The organism is Lysinibacillus sp. FSL K6-0057, assembly GCF_038630885.1.
Classification (GTDB): Bacteria; Bacillota; Bacilli; order Bacillales_A; family Planococcaceae; genus Lysinibacillus; species Lysinibacillus fusiformis_F.
In genome coordinates this window covers 4,431,663-4,453,260 of record NZ_CP152047.1, presented here as the reverse complement: position 1 = coordinate 4,453,260, position 21,598 = coordinate 4,431,663, and the positions used below count along the sequence as shown (strand labels likewise).

Annotated in this window: 21 protein-coding genes and 1 riboswitch; of the genes, 18 read left to right on the top strand and 3 right to left on the bottom strand. The window is 36.2% G+C overall.

All coding sequences use genetic code 11. From position 1 onward, the window contains the following. Positions 1 to 8 precede the first annotated feature (8 nt). Complete coding sequence (locus MHB40_RS22280) at positions 9 to 350, bottom strand: P-II family nitrogen regulator (protein ID WP_205445770.1); 342 nt, start codon at positions 348 to 350, stop codon at positions 9 to 11. Positions 351 to 662: 312 nt separating this feature from the next. On the opposite strand from MHB40_RS22280, the gene MHB40_RS22275 reads away from it, so the two are divergent. The 16 genes from MHB40_RS22275 (at position 663) to MHB40_RS22200 (ending at position 17,038) form a co-directional block, all read left to right on the top strand. Next, a complete protein-coding gene (locus tag MHB40_RS22275) occupies positions 663 to 2,123 on the top strand; it encodes a nicotinate phosphoribosyltransferase (RefSeq protein ID WP_342441686.1) in 1,461 nt (486 codons plus the stop codon). 19 nt (positions 2,124 to 2,142) lie between these two features. Next, entirely contained in the window at positions 2,143 to 2,967 is an 825-nt protein-coding gene (gene nadE / locus MHB40_RS22270; protein WP_342533482.1) for an ammonia-dependent NAD(+) synthetase, read from the top strand. Between the two features lie 160 nt (positions 2,968 to 3,127). Then, positions 3,128 to 3,448, top strand: a complete 321-nt coding sequence (locus MHB40_RS22265) for an NAD synthetase (protein WP_205445765.1) — start codon at positions 3,128 to 3,130, stop codon at positions 3,446 to 3,448. A 207-nt stretch (positions 3,449 to 3,655) separates the two neighbouring features. Beyond that, positions 3,656 to 4,291: a hypothetical protein gene (locus tag MHB40_RS22260; RefSeq protein WP_342533481.1), complete on the top strand. Its 636-nt coding sequence runs from the start codon at positions 3,656 to 3,658 to the stop codon at positions 4,289 to 4,291. Between the two features lie 58 nt (positions 4,292 to 4,349). Continuing rightward, on the top strand, positions 4,350 to 5,621 hold the full coding sequence (locus tag MHB40_RS22255; RefSeq protein WP_342534810.1) for a NosD domain-containing protein: 1,272 nt from the start codon (positions 4,350 to 4,352) through the stop codon (positions 5,619 to 5,621). Beyond that, entirely contained in the window at positions 5,618 to 6,070 is a 453-nt protein-coding gene (locus MHB40_RS22250; protein ID WP_342441683.1) for a nitrous oxide reductase accessory protein NosL, read from the top strand. Before MHB40_RS22255 ends, MHB40_RS22250 begins: the two co-directional genes overlap by 4 nt. After that, entirely contained in the window at positions 6,070 to 6,870 is an 801-nt protein-coding gene (locus MHB40_RS22245; protein WP_342534809.1) for an ABC transporter permease subunit, read from the top strand. The genes MHB40_RS22250 and MHB40_RS22245 overlap by 1 nt, the downstream gene beginning before the upstream one ends. Beyond that, on the top strand, positions 6,867 to 7,547 hold the full coding sequence (locus MHB40_RS22240; RefSeq protein WP_205445762.1) for an ABC transporter ATP-binding protein: 681 nt from the start codon (positions 6,867 to 6,869) through the stop codon (positions 7,545 to 7,547). Before MHB40_RS22245 ends, MHB40_RS22240 begins: the two co-directional genes overlap by 4 nt. Before the next feature lie 194 nt (positions 7,548 to 7,741). Beyond that, on the top strand, positions 7,742 to 8,686 hold the full coding sequence (locus tag MHB40_RS22235; RefSeq protein WP_205445760.1) for a MoxR family ATPase: 945 nt from the start codon (positions 7,742 to 7,744) through the stop codon (positions 8,684 to 8,686). Continuing rightward, positions 8,683 to 9,864: a DUF58 domain-containing protein gene (locus MHB40_RS22230; protein WP_342441681.1), complete on the top strand. Its 1,182-nt coding sequence runs from the start codon at positions 8,683 to 8,685 to the stop codon at positions 9,862 to 9,864. Before MHB40_RS22235 ends, MHB40_RS22230 begins: the two co-directional genes overlap by 4 nt. After that, complete coding sequence (locus MHB40_RS22225) at positions 9,861 to 12,044, top strand: transglutaminase domain-containing protein (RefSeq protein WP_342441680.1); 2,184 nt, start codon at positions 9,861 to 9,863, stop codon at positions 12,042 to 12,044. The genes MHB40_RS22230 and MHB40_RS22225 overlap by 4 nt, the downstream gene beginning before the upstream one ends. 32 nt (positions 12,045 to 12,076) lie before the next feature. Then, positions 12,077 to 12,178, top strand: a riboswitch (purine riboswitch). A gap of 156 nt (positions 12,179 to 12,334) precedes the next feature. Then, positions 12,335 to 13,888 (top strand): glutamine-hydrolyzing GMP synthase, encoded by a 1,554-nt coding sequence (guaA, locus tag MHB40_RS22220; protein WP_205445755.1) that lies wholly within the window; start codon positions 12,335 to 12,337, stop codon positions 13,886 to 13,888. A 164-nt stretch (positions 13,889 to 14,052) separates the two neighbouring features. Beyond that, a complete protein-coding gene (locus MHB40_RS22215; protein WP_333006999.1) occupies positions 14,053 to 14,982 on the top strand; it encodes a tyrosine-type recombinase/integrase in 930 nt (309 codons plus the stop codon). A gap of 881 nt (positions 14,983 to 15,863) precedes the next feature. Beyond that, a complete protein-coding gene (locus MHB40_RS22210) occupies positions 15,864 to 16,091 on the top strand; it encodes a hypothetical protein (protein WP_342533480.1) in 228 nt (75 codons plus the stop codon). 65 nt (positions 16,092 to 16,156) lie between these two features. Further along, positions 16,157 to 16,504, top strand: a complete 348-nt coding sequence (locus tag MHB40_RS22205; protein ID WP_342533479.1) for a hypothetical protein — start codon at positions 16,157 to 16,159, stop codon at positions 16,502 to 16,504. A 171-nt stretch (positions 16,505 to 16,675) separates the two neighbouring features. Then, a complete protein-coding gene (locus MHB40_RS22200; RefSeq protein ID WP_342533478.1) occupies positions 16,676 to 17,038 on the top strand; it encodes a VOC family protein in 363 nt (120 codons plus the stop codon). Between the two features lie 392 nt (positions 17,039 to 17,430). On the opposite strand, the gene MHB40_RS22195 is transcribed toward MHB40_RS22200, so the two are convergent. Further along, positions 17,431 to 18,714, bottom strand: a complete 1,284-nt coding sequence (locus MHB40_RS22195; protein ID WP_342533477.1) for a hypothetical protein — start codon at positions 18,712 to 18,714, stop codon at positions 17,431 to 17,433. A 649-nt stretch (positions 18,715 to 19,363) separates the two neighbouring features. Continuing rightward, complete coding sequence (locus tag MHB40_RS22190; protein ID WP_342533476.1) at positions 19,364 to 19,930, bottom strand: site-specific integrase; 567 nt, start codon at positions 19,928 to 19,930, stop codon at positions 19,364 to 19,366. 247 nt (positions 19,931 to 20,177) lie between these two features. On the opposite strand from MHB40_RS22190, the gene MHB40_RS22185 reads away from it, so the two are divergent. Both MHB40_RS22185 and MHB40_RS22180 read left to right on the top strand, forming a co-directional pair. Beyond that, positions 20,178 to 20,465: a hypothetical protein gene (locus MHB40_RS22185; protein WP_333006796.1), complete on the top strand. Its 288-nt coding sequence runs from the start codon at positions 20,178 to 20,180 to the stop codon at positions 20,463 to 20,465. 240 nt (positions 20,466 to 20,705) lie between these two features. Beyond that, positions 20,706 to 21,209: a hypothetical protein gene (locus MHB40_RS22180; protein ID WP_342533475.1), complete on the top strand. Its 504-nt coding sequence runs from the start codon at positions 20,706 to 20,708 to the stop codon at positions 21,207 to 21,209. Positions 21,210 to 21,598: the final 389 nt, after the last annotated feature.

Below are 21,598 nucleotides of genomic sequence, written 5' to 3'. Positions count from 1 at the left end.
CGCCCCCTTTATTCTACTGCAATCGATCCGACTTCTTTTGTTCGGATACGAATTGCTTGTTCTACTGGATAAATGAAAATTTTCCCGTCCCCAACTTTACCAGTTGCTGCTTCACGCAATAAAATCTCTACGATGGCATCAACTTTTCTGTCGTCCACAATCATTTCTAATTTTAATTTAGGTAAAAATTCGATTTCATACGTATTGCCGCGGAAGAGTCCCGTTCTACCTAGCTGACGTCCACAACCAGCAATTTCAGAAACGCTTAACCCTGCAATTCCTTCCTGTGCAAGTCCATCCCGAACTGCTCCAAAAACTTCAGGTCGAATGATTGCTTCAATTTTTTTCATGTGTACCAGCTCCTTGCGTGAATTTAATTTACATGTTAAAACGGTATTAAAAACAGTGCAATTGTTTTTTTAGAATCTATGTAAGGTTACTTAACATAAAATATTTCTATACTCGAAATATTTTAGAAAAAAGGTTTTTATAAAGGGAATGAAAGCGGTACTAAAATTTGTGTCTAAAATATGTACAGTTCTAAATTTTCTGACTATTTATGTTAGAAAACCTAACATCTATAAGAGGGAATGTAATACGCAAGAATTTGGGTATATAGTGTATACTAGGACTAATTATCAAAGCGGAAGAAGGGGTTTCTTTTGAGATCAAACTATGCAGATGATAGCTTAGCGCTACACACAGACTTATATCAAATCAATATGGCAGAATCCTACTGGGCGGATGGCATACATAATAAAAAAGCAGTTTTTGAATTGTATTTTAGAAAATTACCTTTTGGTAATGGCTATGCCATATTTGCTGGGTTAGAGCGAATGCTTGATTATCTACGTGACTTTCATTTTAGTGAATCGGATATTGCGTATTTACGTGATGAAGTAGGTTATAAAGAGGATTTTATCGAGTATTTAAAAAACATTCGATTCACAGGGGATATGTATTCCATGGTAGAAGGGGAGTTAGTTTTCGCTAATGAACCAATTGTCCGAATTGAAGCTCCGTTAGTGGAGGCACAGCTAATTGAAACAGCATTACTTAATATTGTTAACTATCAAACATTAATTGCCACAAAGGCTAGCCGTATAAAGCAAATTATCAAAAATGAAGTGGCGATGGAATTTGGGACAAGGCGTGCACAAGAGATGGATGCTGCTATTTGGGGAACGCGTGCAGCGTTTATTGGAGGTTTTGCTTCCACAAGTAATGTTCGAGCAGGTAAACTTTTTAAGATTCCTGTCTCTGGTACACATGCCCATGCGTTAGTACAAGCTTATAAAAATGATTATGATGCATTCCGTGCTTATGCTAAACGTCATCGTGATTGTGTTTTTTTAGTAGATACTTACAATACATTGAAATCAGGTGTGCCAACTGCTATTAAAGTAGCTAAAGAGCTAGGAGACAAAATTAACTTTATTGGCATACGTTTAGATAGCGGTGATATCGCGTTTTTATCAAAAGAAGCTCGTCGTATGTTGGATGCTGCAGGCTTCCATGATGCCAAAATCATTGTCTCGAATGATTTAGATGAATACACAATCTTAAATTTAAAATCTCAAGGAGCAAAAGTAGATGTTTGGGGAATTGGTACAAAGCTTATTACAGCTTACGACCAGCCTGCATTAGGTGCTGTTTATAAAATGGTGGCTATCGAAAATAGCGAAGGGCAACTTGAAGATACAATCAAAATTTCGGCTAATGCGGAAAAGGTATCAACGCCGGGATTAAAAAATGTCTATCGTATTATCGATAAAAAGAATGGAAAGGCAGAGGGAGATTACATCACAATGCACGATGAAAATCCTCAAGCTGAGGAACGTATTAAAATGTTCCATCCAATTCATACGTTTGTCTCAAAGTTTGTCACGAATTTTGAAGCAAAAAATTTACATCAGCATGTTATTAAAAACGGAGCTATAAATTATCAAAATCCTACATTAGAGGAAATGCGTGATTATGCTGCGGAAAATTTAGAGTTGTTATGGGATGAATATAAGCGTGCGATGAATCCTGAAGAGTATCCGGTCGACCTCAGTCAAAAATGCTGGGATAATAAGATGCGTAATATTGAAGAAGTGCACGCGATGGTTAAACGAATGTAAAAAAGGAGTGACAGGTGCAATGACTTTACAACAACAAATTATTGAGGAATTACGTGTATTACCTAATATTGATGTACAGGAAGAAATACGTAAATCCATTGATTTTTTAAAGGAATATGCAAAACGCTATAGCTTTGTAAAAGGATTTGTTCTTGGTATTTCTGGTGGTCAAGATTCAACATTGACAGGAAAACTAGCGCAGTTGGCGATTGATGAATTAAATGCAGAAGAGGAAGAAATGAAGTATTCATTTTTCGCTGTACGTTTACCATATGGCGTACAAGCTGATGAACAAGATTGTCAGGATGCCATTGATTATATAAAGCCAACAAAAGTTTTTACGGTAAATATAAAAGATGCTGTTGATGCTAGTGTGAAAGCTCTAACAAATGCTGGTGTTGAGCTGAATGACTTTGTGAAAGGGAATGAAAAAGCTCGTGAGCGTATGAAGGTCCAATATTCAATTGCTGCAATGAATGGAGCGGTTGTGTTAGGAACGGATCATGCTGCGGAAGCTATTACAGGCTTCTATACGAAGTTTGGAGATGGTGGAGCAGACTTAATGCCAATCTTTCGTTTAAATAAACGACAAGGAAAACAATTGTTGGCAGAACTTAAGTGTCCTGAGCATCTTTATAAAAAGGTGCCGACAGCAGATTTAGAAGAAGACCGTCCCTCATTACCAGACGAAGTGGCGCTAGGTGTGTCGTATGATCAAATTGATGATTATTTAGAGGGTAAAGAAATTCCTGAAGAACCTCGCCAAATATTAGAAGGATATTATTTGCGTTCCCAACATAAAAGGCATATGCCGATTACAATATTTGATGATTTTTGGAAGTAAGATGAGCGAAAAGAGTTATAAAGAAAGTGGATTCCGCTTTTGAAAATAGCTCTTTTCACTCTTTTTTTATGCATTTTGGTTCTATGTTGTTAATTGTCAGCATATAATGTCGATATAATTACCTATAAGGATAATAAAATGTAGGGGAGGGTAACTTTTTATGAGGACTTCTAGAGTGAGTGCAACGACAAGTAGTGTTTTTCGGCAGGAACAACAGTATTTACATGCGGGTGATCTCAGCCATAATTTTAGTCAAAATCCACAAAAGCAATTTAAAAATAGATTACAAAAAAATAAAGAGAAGACGCATAGTTCAACGATTGCTTCAGCAAATTCACAACCACATCAACAGATCGCACCTAGCCATGTAGATAGTGCTAGTGATTTGCAAATTCGTCGTGAATTAAATGAAACGGCATTAAAGCTAAGTCGTTTAAACAAACAAAAGAAGCGACTCAATAGTTACCGTTCTTCCATATAAGCCAAACTCTCCACATCCGTGTGGGGAGTTTTTATTTTTGAGGAGGAAGTAAATGAAAGCACTAAATTCAAAATATTTGAAGTGAAGATGTTCATTTAATGTTCAAGAAAATTTTTCCAATATTTCACTGCGATTTTTAACTAATTTCACAACTAATCTGTAATGTAGGATATGGCAACAGAAAAATGAAATTTGGAGGAAAACGTTGTGAAAAAATTATGGTTACCTGCACTAATATTATTATTTGTACTTGCAGCATGTGGCAGCGAAAAAGCCCAGGTAGAAGAAAATGAAGTTGGGCAAGAAGCGACGCAAAATGAATCAGAAACTGTGAAAAATTCTGTACAAGTTGCTTCGCTAGTAGATACACGATTACAAGAGCCGAAGGAAGATACAATTTGTGAAATGTGTAACATGAAGGTTTATATGAAAGATCATGAGATGGGCGTATTTTCAGCACAAGCAATAAAAGAAGATGGAACCATCGCTTTTTATGATGATATTGGCTGTTTATTAAATGCAGAGGTTGCAAATGAAGAAAAAAACGAAAAATTTGTGCGTGATTTTGTGACGAAAGATTGGGCAAAGATTGAAGATGCAACCATTGTAAAAACAGAGCTGAAATCTCCGATGAATTGGGGCTATATTTATTTCGTGGACAAGGCTGAAGCAGATAAATATATGCAAGAAAATCCGAAAGCTTATGTGGAGGAACTACAAAAAATTAAAGATGACGCATTGGAGAGACGGAAGAAAATGATGCAAAAAAAGGCTGAGGAAGAAAACGATGCATCTGGATCCATGCATTCGAATGAGATGAATCAAGAAGGACACAGTCATTAAATCATAGACTAGAGAAATTCCTCTAGTCTTTTCATGCTGAATGAGGAGGTAAAGAGTGATGAAACAAATAGGCTTACTCTTTTTGTTTTTTCTATTTACAAGTCAAACGGCATATGCGGAATTTGATATTCAATTTGCTATTGATCAAGCAAAAGCTGGAGATAGTATTCATATTCCTGCTGGTCGTTACCAAGGGAATTTTATCGTGAGGAAACCGATCAAACTGTACGGACATAAAGGGACTGAGCTTTATTCTCAAAATGATGAACCTGCATTGAAAATTGACCATGCAACAAATGTTTCGATAGAAAATATAAGGATAATAGCAAAAAATAAAGGAATTGTTGCAAATGAGACGGAGAATTTAGAGCTGAGAGCGATCGAACTAAAAGATGTCCAAGCTGGTATACATATTCAACGGTCAAGGCATATTCGAATTTTAGAAAATAGGATCATTGGTAATGAGTCACACTTTGCTGAAAAAGGAAATGGAATTGCGGTTTTTAAAAGTGAGGATGTCGCGATCGAACAAAATACGATTGAACAAGTGCAGGATGGTATATACGTTGAAGAAGTGAAGCGAATTGATGTACAACGAAACAAAGTAACAAAAAGTCGTTATGGAACACATTTTATGTATTCAAGTGGTGTGAAGGTGCTGTTCAATACATATTTACATAATGTCACAGGTCTTATGGTCATGATGACTACTGATTTAGAAATAAGTAGTAATACAGTGAGTACTCATAATGGTTTCAATAGTTATGGAGTTTTGATGTATGACACACAGGAGGCGATGATAAGAAAAAACAGCTTTCAACATAATCGTGTGGGAGTAGCTTTGCAGAAAAGTTCCATCATTCAAATACAAGAAAATCGCTTTCAAATGAATCAAACGGCATTAGAAGGTACAAAAGTCGATGAGCGTTCAACCATTATGGATAATCAGTTTACAGGAAATATATTAACGGCAAGGTCAGACAGTCAAGGTTTACGTCTAAAGCATAATTTTTATGATGATTATACAGGGCTAGATGTTGCAGGTGATGGTTTTGGAGATGTTCCCTACGTGGCTGTATCAAGTTTTGGACAATGGATGGTGAGACAGCCAGTTTATCAATTTTTTGTGGCATCACCAAGTGTTGTTATCCTGACGTCACTAGATCAACAGATTAATAAAACAGAACGAAACCTACTGGTAGATAATGAACCGAAATTAATGAGTAATATGAAAGAGACAGAACTTTCGTTAAATAGCGTACAATTGCTTATCGGTTTAGTAGTATCTATGTGTAGTTTATGGCTTTGGAAAAGAGGGATACGAGTATGACTAGATGGATAACGATGCTAATTTTATGTGGAGTTATTTTAGTAGGTTGTGGTGAAAAAACATATCCTCCACGGGAAATTATTAGTGAAACAGATGTTTGTAAAGTTTGTAATATGAGCATTGTTCATAATGAATATGCTGGACAAATTGTATTGAAAAATGGAGACTATGAGATTTTTGATGATATTGGATGTCTGCTAGACTACCTTGAGCTAAATGGCGAGAATGAAGTTGGCGCAGCCTATATTAAAAATAAAGCAAATAATGAATGGATTGACGTTTATAAAGCGATTTATGTGTACAACAAAAATTATTGGACGCCAATGAACTATGGCGTTATTGCATTTGCTACAAAAGATGAAGCGCAGGTATGGATGAATGATGAAGGAGAGGGTCAACTATTAGCCTATCATGATTTGCTGACATTAAATTGGGGGATTCATGAGTGATGTTTGTAAAAATAGAGCTGAAGCAAATTTTAAGAAGTAGATGGATGCAGCTAGTAGCTTTTCTTTTTACGTTTGTTTTCGTTGCCATTATCGTCATTCAACAAATGGCTTTACCAGATATGGAGGGCTTTACGCGTCAAACAGCATCGTTTTTAAATGTGTTATTGTTTCTGTTGCCATTATTTATCTTAACCATTGGCAGTATGAGTATAGCTGGTGATATAGAATCTGGTTGGTTTTCATTATTAAAAACATATCCAATGAGAAGTATGCAATTTATTATAGGCAAATATGTGGCTACAGTACTTGCGTTTTTATTAGTGGTACTAGTGGCATTGGGTGTTGTGTTAACAGTAGGTAGTTTACTAGTTGGCGTACGGTTACCGATTGTTTTAGTTATCCTTACGCTATTATGTATCTTTATCTTTGTGTCTTTAGGAATCGTGCTAGGGGCATTTGCCAAAACAAGATTATTTGCGCTTGCATTATCCCTTGTTGTATGGTCCTTTCTTTTATTGCTCATTTCTTATGCCTTAATGGCTCTAGGTGCAGTGGTTCCCGGTCATATTTTGCAAAAGCTTACCATCATAACGATACATATAAATCCAGTAGAATGGCTGCGCTTTGGTTATTTTATATTCAGCAATCAAGCTAGTGTGCTTGGTCCTGCCTTTTATGGTGTAACGAAGTTCTACTTATCACCTTATGGTCATGCAGTGTATGGAATCGTCACGATACTTTGGATTGCACTACCGCTAATACTTGCTTCGAAGTTATTAAAGGAGGATCATCAGCGATGATTCTGTTAGAAGGAAAAAATGTAGCCAATGTTTATGAAAATGATAGAGGATTAAAAGATGCCTCCTTTGCGCTGCATGCTGGTCGAATTCTCGCATTGGTTGGAGGAAACGGGGCTGGAAAGAGTACCTTGATTCGTTTATTAACTGGTCAAGAGCAGCCGCAGTCCGGTGAAATGATATGGCATATACCACAAATAATCCGTTACATGCCTGATGATATAAATTTTCCAACTATGCTAACTGCCGCTGAAATATTAGAGCTGTTGGCATCTTTAAAACAAGTAGATAAATATCAACAAGAGAGTGTGTTGAAGCGTGTTTCCTTGTGGGATGTTCGGAAGCAAAGAGCGAAACACTTTTCCAAAGGGATGCTACAGCGACTAAACCTAGCTCAAAGCCTACTTGGTAGCGGTTCTTTACTAATATTAGATGAGCCAACCAATGGCCTAGATCCATTTTGGATAGCACAGTTGAAAAATATGATGTTGGAGGAAAAGGAAAAAGGGAATACGATTATATTCTCTACTCATTTGCTGTCTTTTGCTGAAGAAATAGCGGATGATGTGTTAGTTTTACATGAAGGAAAAATTATTATTTCTGGGGCGATAACTGAAATTTTTTCACAAGAAAATTCTACATCTTTAGAAGAAATATGGTTAAAAAGATTGAAATTGTAACATTCTAATGGATAATGACGTTATATAATAAGGATTGGGCTTGTTTGGATGTTGTCAAACAAGCCTTTTTTATGAGTGCTAGTAGGAAGTAGAAGTTTCAGATAATTGTTTTACAAGACAGATTTCGCTATGCTTAGAATAAGTTTGCTTGCAATTCACGCAATTGCTGGATGGAATGGGAGGCTTTTCGATAAATGAATGCTCAAATACAGAACGTTTTAGAAAATATAGAAAAAGTAATGATTGGTAAAAGAGAAGTTGCTGAGCTCAGTATTGTCGCATTATTAGCAAGGGGACATGTATTGTTAGAGGATGTACCTGGAGTAGGAAAGACAATGATGGTGCGAGCACTTGCAAAATCTTTTGATGCACAATTTAAGCGTATTCAATTTACACCGGATTTATTGCCTTCAGATGTAGTTGGTATTTCAATTTATAATCCAAAGACTATGGAGTTTGAATTTCGTCCTGGGCCAATCATGGGGGATGTTGTATTAGCCGATGAAATAAACCGAACGTCGCCAAAAACTCAATCAGCCCTGTTAGAGGGAATGGAGGAGGCCTCTGTTACAATTGATGGAAAAACGCTGATAATTAATCAGCCATTTTTTGTTATGGCCACACAAAATCCGATTGAACATGAAGGTACCTATCCTTTACCTGAAGCACAGCTAGATCGATTTCTCTTAAAGATAAAAATGGGTTATCCATCTAGGGGGCAGGAAGTTGAAATTTTGCGAAGAGCTGAGAATGGTAAAGCCATTGAAAAAATCGAAGCAGTGTTATCTGTGGCGCAATTAATTGAATTACAGGAACTTGTTCAAGGTGTGTATGTAGAAGATTCTGTTAAAAATTATATGGTGGAGCTTGCTGCCCAAACAAGGGAAAATAATTATGTCTATTTAGGTGTGAGTCCGCGAGCAACAATAGCGCTAATGAAAGCTTCTCAAGCTTACGCATTTTTGAAAGGTCGAAGCTATGTAACACCTGATGATGTTCAATATCTAGTGCCATTTGTCTTTAGCCATCGCTTAGTTTTAAAACCAGATGCACGCTATGATAACGTGACACCGGACGAAATTATCCAGCGTATCATTGCCAAAACACCAGTTCCAACAAAGAGGTTTGCAGAACAATGAGGCGATGGAAAGCTTTTGTAGAAAAAAGTAAGCATTTCCTATTAATCGCTTTCTTGATGATCGTAACATTTTGTTATGCAATGTTCCAAGGTGGTTTTGTCAGCTGGTTTGTATTTTTTACAGTTAGTCCATTTTTAGTGTACGCATTCCTGTTCTTTATCATTAGAGAAGATATTTTACTAATAGAACGTAAGATTGACCCGATGCATATAGAACGGGGTCAATCGGCGAAGGTGTTTATTACGATAGAACGAAAAACACGTTTCCCATTTGCCTATATCATAATGGAGGAACTTGTAGATAGTGAAGGATTAGTGCAAGCTAAAATACAAAATGCGAATGCTATTAAGTTCGTTGGATTTAAAAAAAACTTTAGCTGGCATTATGAATTAGAGAATATGCCACGTGGAGAACATCGCTACCTGGGAGTTACAATTGTTTTCTATGATTTCTTTGGCTGGGCAAAAAAGATTGTTGTAGCAGAAAAGGAACAAACTATTTTGGTCTATCCAAGAATACAAGAGATGAAATACGCTGCGCTTCAAACAAAATATGATGTTGGCCCTATGATGTCACCTTATTCTATTGTGAAGGACACGTCTATGGCTGTTGGTTTAAGAGAGTATGTTCCAGGAGATCGTTTTTCATGGATTCATTGGAAATCGTTTGCACGAACACAAACCTTACAGTCTAAGGAATTTGAGGATCGACAATCATCTGAATTAATGTTAGTACTGGACGCTACAAATTCCTTAATGTTTGAAGAAAAAGTGGAGTTAGCAGCATCAATGTTACAGATGATCGTTCAGGAACGTGGAGATTTATCATTTATTTCCGCTGGAGAAATGACGAAAGTATTCCCTGTTATACAGGGTAACAAGCAGTTGGATCAGGTTATGTATCATTTAGCTGCTATAAAACCTACAGAAAATGTGAAATTTCGATTCCATGACCAACAAGCCTTTAAGCAAGTTGCCACACTACTTTATGTGACAAGTAATGTTTCGGATGAATTACTACATATGCTTGCAAATATAGTAAAAAGCTGTATTTGTTTTGTAGTGGCAAAGCAGCCACCTGAGCAATCTGAACATACGATGCGGTATAAACATATTCAAGTTATCTATGTAAATCCAGCAGATTTCTATCATTTATTCACGGAGGTGATGAAACCGTGAAGCAATCATTGGGAGAATTTTTAGAATTAGCCATCGCTTATGTTATTGTATTTTTTATTTTGCGTGAATGGCTTATCCCTATTATGCAATTAACGAGTACTGGTGGGATGCATCTTTTCTTAGTCTTTATAGGCATGTCTCTTGCGCTAAGTTTATTCCGCGTACATCCTTTGTTATCGGGATTAGTGAAGTTTGGTTATATTACCTGGTTTATCGTTTTTATCTATAGCCCTAGTCCTGTATTATCTGGTGATACTTTGCCTTTCTTATTGGCTGAATGGAAAGGAAATATGGCGACTATCTTGACGGGTGACTTTGGACAGGTTTCAGATTCTTTTAGAACAGTCTTATTTCTTGTGTTGATTTGGATGTTGGTTTATTTAATTCACCATTGGGTTTCGGTACGGAAAAATATATTCTACTTTTTTGCTATGACCGTTTTCTTTATTGCCACTTTGGACACATTTAGTGATTATGATGGTAAAGCGGCAATTGTGAAAGTCGTTGTTCTAGGATTAATCATGACAGGCGTACTATTTGTCAAACGTTTATGGCTTCAAGTGGAAACGACAAGTACGGTAATAGAGAAATGGAAAATTGTTATTCCGATGCTTGTATCCGTATTGCTTGTAAGTTCTGTAGCGTTCTTTTTACCGAAGACTGGACCAACATGGGCTGATCCTGTGCCGTTTATCCAAGGAGTTACTGGACAAGATGGAAGTGGGAATGGTCAAAAATCAGTTGGTTATAGCCAAGATGATAGTCAGCTAGGTGGCCCATTCCAAGGAGATAATACATTAATTTTCACTGCCTCTTCTCGTGATCGTCACTATTGGCGCATTGAAACAAAAGATACGTATACATCAAAAGGCTGGATTGTTTCAGAGGGGAACTTTGGGAAAAACGTTTATGAGTCAAACACACCGATTCTGACATCTTTACAAGTAGGACCACCCGAAAATGAACGTCAGATTCAATTAGACATTGCTGTTCCAATGCCATTTTTAATTCAAACATATGGTATGATTTCCGTTTCTGCTCAAGATTCCACGCTATTCATTCAAGACGAGCAAACTGAAAGAATGAACATAGAGCAACAGGTAGGGGAATCAAAATCATTATCAAACTATTCGTTGGCATATAGCGAACCAGTTTATAGTATGGAGCAACTCCAATTGTCATATCCTGCAACACTTGAAACAATGGACTCTTCTTTTGATCGATTTTTGCAGTTACCAAACCAACTTCCCCAACGTGTAAGGGACTTAGCTTCTGAAATAACACAAAAGAAAGATACGGTTTATGAACAAATTAAGGCTGTAGAAAGTTATTTTAGAACAAATGGTTTTAAGTACGATAAAACGGAAGCTGCAATTCCTGCTGAAAATCAAGATTACGTCGATCAATTTTTGTTCGATACAAAAGTAGGGTATTGTGATAATTTCTCCACTTCAATGGTGGTACTCTTACGTTCAGTAGGGATTCCAGCACGGTGGGTGAAAGGTTTTGCACCTGGAACTGCAGGGCCAATGTCAGATGGATTACGCGAATATCGCATCACAAACGACAATGCACACTCTTGGGTAGAAGCATTTATACCTGGAACGGGATGGATGGAGTTTGAACCGACAATCGGTTTTTCGGGGAATGTGAACATTGATTATGATATCCCATTAGATACGTCTGATGAGGAAGAAGTGTTGCAGCCAGAACAAAAGCCTGAGCAACCACAACCGGAAGAACAGGTAACTGAGAAGGAACAGCTGAAATCAGCCTTTAGCTTTGATGCAATGTGGATATGGCTGAAAAAGTTTACTTATGTTTGGGTGATAATTCTTGTAGTATTAATAATCACGAGTATTTCTTTATTCTTACAGCGTAAAACATGGATTCCAAAGATGCATGTACGAGCATACCGTAAAAAAGTAGCGGATTGGTCAAATTTCGATTCTTCTTACCTTGTTTTACTGAAGCAATTATCTCGTATTGGTTTGCGCAGAAAAGATGGAGAAACGCTAAGTGCATTCGCAGAGCGTGTAGATGCAGCATTAGAAACAGATGAAATGCAGAAGTTGACGGTAGTCTATGAGCAACATATTTATGGGAAAGACAAAGAAGATGTTGATTTTGTAAAGCTGAAAGAAAGTTGGGAATATTTAATCAATCGCACTATCAGTTGATTTTAGCGTAGACAAAGAGTAAAATGAAAAAAATTAAATGCAAGGATTGCTTTCATATAAGTTCGATAATAGGGTTCGGATGTTTCTACGAAATCACCTCAAATGATTTCTCTATGAAGGCGGATGTTTTCGCTAGGTGAAAAGTATAGTAAATCACTTTACTTTGCTACGCATTCGCCTTTATCAATATTCTAGAGCTTATGAACGCGTAGAAGGTTTTTTTACTTTCTTCGCGTTTTTCTTTGAACAAATGAAAATATCCTTTAAAAATAATAGAAGAGGTGGAAATTTTGACAGCTAGCCCTTTAATAAAAGAGCAAGAAAAAATCGTTGTACTGGACTTCGGTAGCCAATTTAACCAATTAATCACACGTCGTATTCGTGAATTTGGTGTTTTCAGTGAATTACATCCACATACGGTGACTGCAGAAGAAATTAAAGATATGAACGCAACAGGTATTATTTTTTCAGGTGGTCCAAACTCTGTTTATGACGAAAATGCTTTCCATGTGGATCCAGCTATTTTCGAATTAGGTTTACCGATTTTAGGTATTTGCTATGGTATGCAATTAATGGCACATACAAACGGCGGTAAAGTTGAAGGTGCTGAAACACGCGAATATGGTAAAGCTGAAGTTCAAGTAACAACGCCAAACAAATTATTTGGTGAGTTACCTACAGAACAAATCGTTTGGATGAGTCATGGTGACCATGTAACAGAAGTTCCAGCTGGATTTGAAGTCATCGCAACTAGCGCATCTTGTCCGATTGCTGCAATGGCAAACGTTGAACGTAAGCTATATGCCGTACAATTCCATCCAGAAGTACGTCACTCTGTATATGGTAATGATCTATTACGTCAATTCGTATTCGACATCTGTGGAGCGAAAGGCGATTGGTCAATGGCAAACTTCATTGAGCTTGAAATTGCAAAAATTCGTGAAATGGTTGGCGATAAAAAAGTATTATGTGCTCTTTCTGGTGGTGTAGACTCATCGGTTGTAGCAGTGTTAATCCATAAAGCAATCGGCGATCAATTAACTTGTATGTTCGTAGACCACAACTTAAACCGTAAAGGTGAAGTTGAACAAGTAATGAAAACATTCACAGAAGACTTTGACATGAATCTTATTAAAATCGATGCACGTAAACGCTTCATGGACAAACTTGCTGGCGTTTCTGATCCAGAGAAAAAACGTAAAATTATCGGTAATGAATTCATTTATGTATTTGATGAAGAAGCATCTAAGCTTGAAGGTATGGATTTCTTAGCACAAGGAACTCTTTACACAGATATTATTGAATCTGGTACTTCAACTGCACAAACAATCAAATCACACCATAACGTTGGTGGTCTTCCAGAAGATATGCAATTCCAACTAATCGAGCCACTGAAAACTTTATTTAAAGATGAAGTACGTGCACTAGGCTTAGAGCTTGGACTTGACGAAAAAATCGTTTGGCGTCAACCATTCCCAGGTCCTGGATTAGGTATCCGTGTGCTTGGTGAAGTAACAGAAGAAAAATTAGAAATCGTTCGCGAATCGGATTTCATTCTACGTGAAGAAATCGCAAAAGCTGGCCTTGATCGTGACATTTGGCAATACTTCACGGTATTACCTGATATCCGTTCAGTTGGTGTAATGGGCGATGCACGTACGTATGACTATGCAATCGGTATCCGTGCGGTAACATCTATCGACGGTATGACTTCTGACTGGGCACGTATTCCTTGGGATGTATTAGAGAAAATCTCTGTCCGCCTAGTAAACGAAGTAAAACATGTTAACCGCGTACTGTACGATATTACATCTAAGCCACCTGCAACTATTGAGTGGGAATGACCTTGTGAATTATAAGGTTGTTTATACGCTGTAAATGTTGATGTATCAACGTTTATCTTGTGTTCTTAGTTAGTGAAATCACTTCTAACGTGCAACTATTTATATGTAAATTTAAACTCTCTTCTATTTAGTTTCAGCGACTAAAATAGGGGGAGTTTTTTTTATTGGTTAAAATTATGGAACTGATAGATGATTTTGAATTGAATCAACAGGTTCAGGAACGGAAGAAGGAATATATTGCACTTTGTAGGTATCGTTTAAACCGCTGGAAAGACTACATGGAAGAACAGTTTAACATCACTGAAATTGAAGGCGTTAAAACCATTCATATTAAGCGATACATTCGTTTTTGTCAGGAGTTAGGTAAAGAGAAGGCAATTACAATCAACGGTAGTATAGCCACGCTAAGGGTGTTTTTTAATGACCTAGTAGCAGAAGAGTTTCTTGATGAAATGGATAATCCAATGAGAAGGATTAAGAACTTAAAAGAGGAACGTAAAGTCATTCATACTTTTAATGACGAAGAAGTGAAACGGATTTTACGTGATGTAAAGGAGTATACGTATTCAAATGTACGTGACAAGTTAATTCTTATCATTTTATTCGATACAGGCATCCGTGTTAGCGAACTGTGCGACATTAAAGTACAAGACATTACTAGTAAGCACATCGTCATTCACGGTAAAGGTTCGAAACAACGGTTAATTTATGTATCACGTATTATGAGAAGATATATGCGGAAGTACGAAGCGTTAAAAAAGTTACGATTCAAAAATAAGCATCCTGAAGAGATAGCAGACTATTACTTCTTAGACCAATCAGCTGAAAGGTTATCTAGGTCAAGGATAAATAAAATTCTGAAAGAACATTGTAAAAATGCTGGTGTTAGGAAAGAAGTAAGGTGTTCACCACACGATTGTCGCCATTATTTCGCACATAAGCAATTAAGGAATGGTACAGACATCTATAGCCTTAGCCGTCTAATGGGGCATTATGATACCCAAATTACGTCTAACTATTTACGAGGATTAGAAGAAGAAACCATACTACAAATAGGGAGGATAAAGTCACCTTTAAACAAAGTACGACTATAAAAAGAAAAAAGAGAGTGCTAGGAACACCCTCTTGAAGAAGTGCACTATATGTTTTGCGACATAGTAGTGCGAACCCATTAACAAATCGACCAACAATCGATAACTGAATATGAGTTTTATTGCCTTCATTTTACTGCAAAAAAAGTTAAAATGCAAAGGTCTAGTTTCCTATTGTCTTTTTTAGGATAAACTCTTTCGAGGTTGCCCACTAACTCGAATCAAAACAAAACTGGAAAGGTTATGACTTAGCCGACGCATTAAATAGGTCTAGGATACCACTACAAGCTTCCTTGTTGGCTTGGGTATCTGAATGTGGTTGACGCACAAAATCGGTCAGGAGTGGAAGGTCTGAAGGCTTAAGGGCTTGCAGAACACACCATACATTGTAATTATTGCTGAATTCCCCATAACAGTAGGATAAGCATTTACGATACAAGCAGAAGGCGAGTAAAACGGATTATAAGAACTATCGGGGCAGAAGTAGGTAGTAGGTGTGTTGTTCGAGAGAACGCATTTAACAAGGGCATACATACACGGAATACCTCAAATGACGGATTCATGTACATACATAATGCAATGGCTGTCTATATTTCAGATTCTATTAATTTAGTTTCTGAAATGTAGGCAGTCATTTTTGCACCAAGCCGTTTTCCTCAATTCTGGCTTCATGGTGAAGGGAACTGTTAAAACTGTAAAGAACTATATTACTGAGATTTAATGAAGTGGATTTATAATTGTGACAAGGTTGTGCAGTCGATTTGTCTCATGTACTATCGTTATACGTTATATCGTATTGCTAGAAAAATAAGATTGTACTTTCATTAAGGATTCAAATTAAGATATAGGTGTATATGTTTTTATTTATGAAGGAGAGGGCATTTATGTACTGGAATTATAGAGTTGTTGAATTTACTAATAAACAGAACAAACCATACTTTGAGATATGTGAAGTTCATTATGATGAAAACGATAAGCCTTATGCGTGGGGTGAAATAATGCCTGCTGAATCATTTGATGAATTAAAAGAAGATTACGAGTATATACGTAAAGCATTTGAAAGTCCTGTATTGAAAGTAGTTGATGATAAATTAGTACAAGTGACAGATTAAAAGAGAAGTATCTACCTGTAAGGATATATCTTTAGGGAATCTATTATGGGTGAGTGGGAGTGGAAATGTTGGATAAAGTTATAGATGAAAAGCTGGAGTATTTAACTTGTGAAGTTACAAAATTTTTTATGTTTTGTGTTACTTTAGTGGATGGTGAAAAAAATTCTATGCAGTTATACCCAATGGAATTAGGAAGTAAGATACTTGATTTCTACGAAAAAAATAAAAATAGCTATAACAAACATCAGTTAGTGAATCAATTTATTAAAACTTATATGGGAATAGCACTGATAAAGGAGTATTCAAAGGTTAAGGGACATTTAGATAGTCTGTTTATAAGAAATGAAAATGGACCTATAGATAGGATATTTGCAACAACCGAGTTTGTTAAAGGAAATCACAAGGGGTTTTAAGTTCCTTATGATTCTTTCTTTATGGCTGTTGTTACTATTAAACTAAACTGCCCAGTTATTTTAATAAGAAATAATTATAAATTTACATAAATATTCCATTGTTTACTTATATATATCGTTTAGTACTATAATAATGAAAAGAAATAGTTTTAATACTTAGGGGGTATCTATATGATTCTTGGATTACATCATGCACAGATAACTATTCCGAAAGGTGCTGAAGAAGAAGGTAAGAAATTTTATTGTAATGTGTTAGGATTAGAAGAAATTGAAAAGCCCGTTTCACTTCAAGGGAGAGGGGGCTTTTGGTTACAAGTTGGTGATAAAGAGATACATGTAGGAACAGAAGATGGCTTTGATAGATTAACAACGAAAGCCCACTTAGCATACCAAGTAGAAGATGTATCATATTGGAGGAGAGTATTGGTGGAAAATGATATAAAAATATTGGATTCAGTACCAATTCCAAATTTTGAACGTTTTGAGTTTAGAGACCCTTTTGGAAATAGAGTAGAGATTATTAAAGCAATTTAAGATTCATTTATTATTCAACTAACAAGTGCTTTAATTCAATAAGATTCAATAAGAAAAGTCGATTCCTTAACATACTGGAACTCGACTTTGTTTTTTATGATTATTGCATGAACTCTTGAGAGTTATTACATATGTGTTTCTATCTATACTTACATCAGATAAGTTCAGGGAACAAAGCCAATACTTTCTTCGGTTCACGTTCCATGTAGTCCATAAATGAATAGTAACAGTCTTTTCTGCTTTTCCCATTTACAATGTTTTTAATGGTTGCCTTTGATACTGGAAATTGTGTTTCTATCTGATATGGAAGAAGCTTTTTAACCTTGGTTAGATATAGGATTTTGTAAACATCCTTATCAGTGAGTTTTACGTTATATATGCTATTTGACATACTACAAGTCCCCTTCCAAATAGTCAGTCAGAAGTGTTCTCATACGCTTTGACGGGATATACAGGTTTATTTGTTGCCCATGTCTGATACGGCTTCTAAACAGCCACTGAAGCAATTCAGAAAGGGCAAAAGTATCTTCATCAACCTGAACGCCATGCTTAAAGAAGAAATTCTTTGTTACTGGATTCATAAAACGATTTGCTAAATAAATACATACAGATTTATCTTGATATTGATTGGTAGCCCTACAATTCACGGAAACAAAGGAATTTTTCAGACCCGTTGGTGTTAATGTATCTTGAAATTCTTTGAATGTTGTCCACATGACTTCATCCGTTGAAACCTTGCATTTATTGCGGTAGAAATTATAAGCGTTATCTTTGAGTACCTTTTTTATTGCTGTTTGTTTGGTTCTTGTTCGCAAATTACTCATGCTGAAATCTATACGCTTATCGCCAACTTTGTTCATATCCTTTCTATCAGCTGGTGAAGGTGTGTAAATATTAATGTTGTCCCTGATATGTGCAAGCTGTTCGTTGTGATATTGGTTGTATTTAGTAAGTTGATATGTGCCTTCAATGTTGGCAACAGAATAATAATTATATTGAACTCTGAACAGGTCAAAATATGCCCGTTGAATTTGCCCATCAAATAAATATGTCAGTAAATAAATTTCATCAAAACAATGGAAAGATTCTGCTGGAAATGTCCAATACAAGACAACGGGTTGCCCTTCATCATTCTCATACATCATCAAATTTCCAGCGTTAGCAAGGTTGCGTATTTTAGTGAAATAACCGTCATCGCTATCGTATTCAGGCTTATTCCAGCGTACAAAACCCCCATCATCCACCTTTATAATTCCTTCACTGTATAATAGCCGTAAATCGGACTTTGTATATTCTTCTAATGGTGCAATTACATTCATTACTTCATCCAAAATAAGTGTATAGTTTTCGCTTGCTAATAAGTCTAATAGTTCCGCATCCACACGCTGGAATAACGAATGAGTTGAAGCAATATCAGCACCTTCAGAAATCAGGCGTTTAATATCTTCAAGTTTTGTGCCATCTTCATTTGATGGCTGAACAAATTCTCTACTGGTACAATCTGAAATGATACGTTTCACTTCATCCCTGAATGGTGTTATGTAGATGAATTTTTGCCGTGCTGGTGCATTGTTCATGTGATGGATAGCCCAACTGGATTTCCCACTTCCCATAATTGAATCAATTACTTTGATTGTTGGAGTGTTTAGTTGTCGTACTGGATTGATTAGATTCATGGTGATATTCCCCCGATTTCGTAAATGTTTCTTCATACCTTTAAACAAGGAAATGGGGATATTCAGACAAGTAATTTGATGTTGAAAAAAATCTTTACTTTCACTGCTTAGTAAACGATTGCTGAAACCCTTGATATGACTGGGTTTGTAGCAAATCCCCTTTAAAAGAGAAGAGTATAAAAAAAGAAAAAAGAAGATGCTTCGCACGTGGAAGAAAAGCACTTCCACGCTAAAATGAAAACATAAAGTAGTAATCTGAAAGGAAGACATGCATTGTTCAGAACAAGCAATTCAATGTTTCAGTTTGAAGATGCTTCGAGAACTTTGTTCGAGAAGAATGTTTTGAACTATTACGCTTTTAAAGGTGGGGGGGTGTTCAGGCACAAAGTAGAGTGACTATGTGGTGTCACATGTATAAAAATATTTAACGTGTATGCGGTTTGTGTCTGATGTGTGTCTACGTGTGCAGTGAATATCGGTGTGAATCCTCCATGTATCGTGCCGTGTGTGTGGAAAAGGAAATAAAGTATAAAGTGGTTTCCCTTACTGTATTAAACCATTTCAGCTTATTAGACTCAACGCTGGTGACGTTATACGAGGTGCTGAAAGCTACTAGAAAACAAAGAGAGAACCAGCAAAAGCCGATTCTCTACAGTTTAAAATTCAACAAGCTGTTTTCAATTTCTTCTTCAGTGATGCCAATATACTTTAATGTTATGTCAGGGTGTGAGTGGTTGAGTATCATTTGTAATTTAGCTACATCTTTGGATTGTTTATAGTACCAGTAGCCGAATGTTTTACGCATTGTATGAGTGCCGATTCCGTCAGGTATATCCACCATGTCAGACGCTTTATTTAGCTGTCTGTACGCTTGGATTCTACTTATAGGCTTATCACCTTTACGAGAAGGGAAAAGCCATTCAGTGCCATGTAGGGTGTCGATATAGGCATTTAATTCTTCATAAACGTTATTTAATTGAATAGTTCGTTGTTTCTTAGTTTTCCCTTCCTTAATGACAAAATCCTTCTTCTTCTTCACGTCATTAATTTTTAACGCCAATAAATCACTTACACGTAAACCAGTATTGATTCCTAAAAGGAAAAGTATGTAATCACGTTCTCCACACCACTTCTTCAATGACCATTTCATGTCCTCTAACTTTTCTAATGACCGTATCGGTTGCACATCTTTAATCTCATCTTTTTTACTTGCCATTACTGTAACCCCTTTAAAATCAATGTTTTGAATGTAACATATTTTTTATTAAAGTTAGAATACCACTTAATTTCATGGGAATCCAGCATTTTAGGCAAAATGAATGTAACTTTTTATGTATTTTGTTACATTGAAAAAATAATCTGTTTATTCATTTACACAATCAGACTGATGTGTTACATTAGCATCATGGTACACATCAGTCATATTGGTCTGATGCGTAAAAATTAATGGGGGTGTAAACTTTATGGCAACTTCTGCTAGAGTACAGGTGATAAATGAGATTGCTTACGATGAAAGCAAGGTAGGAAATGATTGGGTTCTTTGTTTACAGTGGTGTCGTTATATTTATGATGATGGCACTATGCAAATGGGCTTTCGATTTATCTGGAGACGACCAGACGGAACTCTACAAGCAGCAAGGGGGCAAGCAAGAATACCTGATTTAGGTATTGCTACAACTCTTATGGAAAAAGCCAACGAATTGGGGTGGGGTCATAACGCAGGCAGTAGCGACAGAACTGATAACACTTGATACGTGGAGGTGCATTAATTGCACCTCTTTTTTATTACACTACTATAAAGCTACAAAGTTTAATTATCAGTAGAAATATTAACCTTTAAACTTGCTTGAGACCAATCGAAGTGCAGTTAAGTGGGGAAGGCATAGTCTCAATTATTCCCACATAGATTTTGATGTTTTTTTGCTATAATAGGAAAGCAATTTACATAAAAATTTTGCGAAATTATCTTTATAATTTTTTGGAGGTACATCATGACTGACATAGAATCTACAAATAAAATCGAGTTAGACCAGTTCTATCAAAAGGAAAAACAAGTTGAAAAGAAACAGGTGTCTATCTACTTAGACATTGACGTTATCGATTCTTTGAAACAGTTCGGTAAGCAAAAGGGAAAGGGTGCAAAGAGTGACCTTGTTAACAACTTTTTAAAGAATGTTTTCGGTATTAGACAAGGGAAGCAGTTAGAAGTGTCTAAGACAAAAACGTCTAAGACAGCTGAACAAATGATTTCATTAGTTAAAGATATGGAGAATGGAGAACGTAATAAATTTTTAGAATACCTTTTCCATGCCCATTTTGATTCGAGGTCTACAGATGATTATGACTTAGCAACCTTAAATCAAATTGAATATAATTTAGACCGTGATTTAACGGAAGAAGAGATGCTTATTATGAATATAGCCTATGGGAACGGATACTTTAGAGGTGGGAAAGATGGTATAGATAAAGTACTGAAGGGATATTCTAAGAAATAGGGTTATTCCAATCCAACTAAACCCCTTTTCAATCAATTTGAAAGCCCGCCAATTTCTACTGGTGGGTTTTTCTTATAGCTTAATATTTAAAAGGGGCACTGATTCTATATTACCCATACCCCAGTCACTTTCCTATTATCCAGAACCTACCAGCAACCACATAAGATACTGCATAATATTATACTAACCCACTGAACAACACCTTTTATTATAGATGCGTATTCCATTACGGAACAAGAAACTATACAGCGTGTTCGCATAAAAGAATCCTTATTGTTGTGTTTAGTTCTTTCGTGTTCCTGTTGTGAATTTGAATATATTCGTTTCGTGTTCCATTTTGAAAGAATGATTTGTTTTTCAGTTGAAGAATGGTTTCGTGTATAGAAGTG